This is a genomic window from Methylocucumis oryzae (assembly GCF_000963695.1).
Classification (GTDB): Bacteria; Pseudomonadota; Gammaproteobacteria; order Methylococcales; family Methylomonadaceae; genus Methylovulum; species Methylovulum oryzae.
Map to the genome: position 1 here is coordinate 1 of NZ_LAJX01000202.1, position 2427 is coordinate 2427.

The 2427-nt window shown below is 44.1% G+C and carries 2 protein-coding genes and 1 pseudogene; all 3 read right to left on the reverse strand.

The annotated features are described in order from the left end of the window. Positions 1-503, reverse strand: a 503-nt coding sequence (locus VZ94_RS16975) for a glutamine amidotransferase (protein WP_045780130.1), incomplete at its 3' end; no start/stop codon positions are given. Between the two features lie 5 nt (positions 504-508). Next, the gene (gene msrQ, locus VZ94_RS16980; RefSeq protein ID WP_052700686.1) at positions 509-1129 is read right to left on the reverse strand and encodes a protein-methionine-sulfoxide reductase heme-binding subunit MsrQ; all 621 of its coding nucleotides are present in this window, start codon (positions 1127-1129) and stop codon (positions 509-511) included. Positions 1130-1131: 2 nt separating this feature from the next. After that, positions 1132-2066 (reverse strand): annotated as a pseudogene (gene msrP / locus VZ94_RS16985) (protein-methionine-sulfoxide reductase catalytic subunit MsrP). Positions 2067-2427: the final 361 nt, after the last annotated feature.

Sequence of the window (2427 nt, forward strand, 5' to 3'; positions counted from 1 at the left end):
GGTTCAAAGGCATTACCACCTAATACTTTTGCTCCACAAGGCAACACTCTTACCGATTGTGCGTGAGTAACATGAGCATTAAAACAGATAGGTAACGTAGCAAATAAATCATCATCAGCGCTTAAATCAGTTAACGCAATGGAGACCGTGCCAATTTCCCGGCCTAATGGATGATAATCAACCACACCACCTAATGCATAAGCTAGCAATTGATGACCAAAACAGATACCTAACACCGGAATATCTCGCTCCATCACTGTCAGCAACCACTGTGCCGCACTACGCATCCAATCTTTTTGCTCAGTCACCATAGCGGGTGAGCCGGTAATTATCACACCCGAAAATGCCGTAGGCTCCGGTGGCGGTTCAAGCTCTGGCAACCACACCTGATACAACACATGCTCACAAGCACAAGTCGACTGTAGCCAATCGTCAAAGTCACCAAACTGCTGTTGAATAGCCGGATATGTTGAACCTGTTTTTACAATCAAAAGGGGTTTCATTGTTTTTAACACCTCTGCAGATAGCGCTTATAAGCACTATCTGCGAGCCTAAAACCTAATAGCAACGCTAATATGATGGCAAACGTGATGGGATTGGTTAAATCTTTCTTAACCAGCCACCAATAATGTATGACGCCACCTATAGCGCTCACGTATACCAAACGATGTAATAAACGCCAACGCTTACCGCCTAGTCGGCGTATCATGTTGTCGTTTGACGTGACAGCTAAAGGAATCAGTAACATAAATGCCGGAAAGCCAACCGTAATATACGGTCGCTTGACAATGTCTTTGGCAATACTGGCCACATCAAAAAACTGGTCTAACACTAAGTACGTCGTAAAATGCAAGCTCGCATAAAAAAATGCAAACAAGCCTAGCATTCTTCTTAACCGTACTAGCCACACCCAGCCTGATAACCGCCGTAGCGGCGTCAAAGTCAATGTGATTAATATGAGCGTTAATGTCCAGTAGCCTGTCGTGCGAGTTATTTTTTCAATAGGATTAGCACCTAACTCATCAATAACCGCTTTCACTATTAAATTAGCCAACGGCAACAATGCGAGCAGAAATAACGCTGTTTTTACCCAGAACAGCATTTTGGTATCTGGAGCATTCCACGTCATGGCTAAAAATACTTTTGTAAATCCATACCGCTATACATCGCTGCGACATGTTGTTCATAACCATTAAACATTAACGTCTTGCGTTTAAAAAACTCACCAATACGACGCTCTTTGGCTTGACTCCAGCGCGCATGGTCAACATTTGGATTGACATTAGAATAAAAACCATATTCATCAGGCCCTGCTTGCATCCAGCTCGATACCGGTTGTTCTTTAACCAAGCGAATACGAACAATCGATTTAGGGCTTTTAAAACCATATTTCCACGGTACGACAATTCGCACAGGGGCACCGTTTTGTTTCGGCAAAAACCTCGCCATACAAACCTAACGTTAACAACGTTAATGGATTCATCGCCTCATCTAAGCGCAAGCCTTCTTTGTAAGGCCAAGCCAACACCGATGAGCGCTGGCCCGGCATCTGCATAGGGTCGTGTAAACTAGTAAACTCGACAAAACGCGCATTTTCAGTCGGTTCGACGCGGTTAATGATTTCGGCTAATGAATAACCTAACCACGGAATCACCATAGACCACGCTTCAACACATCGCAGTCTATAAATGCGCTCTTCTAAAGGCGCTAATGTTAACAACTCTTCTATCGAAAAACGTTTTAGGCTTATGCACTTCACCATCAACCGTCACTGTCCAAGGTTTTGTCTGCAAGCGTCCTGAGTTTTTAAAGGGGTCTTCCTTGTCTGTGCCATATTCATAAAAATTATTATACGTGGTGACGTCTTTATAAGGCGTTAACTCTTCATCGGTGTTAAAAGCTGATGGCTTAGCACCGGATAATTTTTCACCGGCTTTTAACGGTTGCGCCACAATCGCCGCTAAAGCAGCGCCGCCCGTTGTTTGCATAAAGTGACGGCGAGAATAAAACAATGACTTAGGGGTAATTTCAGAGCGAGAAATAGCATCAACGCATTTTGTTTTCATGGGGTTACATCCTTGGCTGCATCGGCAGGTTAATATGATAGAAACAGTTACGATGGCAATCCAGAAGTGGTTAAATCTCCCATAACTCCCATGGATTTATCAGGTTACGCTTATTTTAAGACTGCTATCAACAATGTGATAACAATATAGCTTGCATTGAACAAATGCCAAGCTTATTAGGTAGCGTTATTAAGTTTTCTGGCTACCAACTTAAAACGGGACAATACCAAGCCGGGACAGGGTGTTTAGAGCGCAGGTGTCGGCAGCAGGGATGCTGCCGCCAAGCCTACAGGGATGTATTTACGGCGTCCTGTGCTCTGAATGCCCTGTCCCGGCTTAAGTGGGTAGCCAGTTTTCTGTC

Coding starts and splice junctions, on each gene's coding strand:
- msrQ (WP_052700686.1), bottom strand. CDS start 1,129: ATGACGTGGAATGCTCCAGATACCAAAATGCTGTTCTGGGTAAAAACA.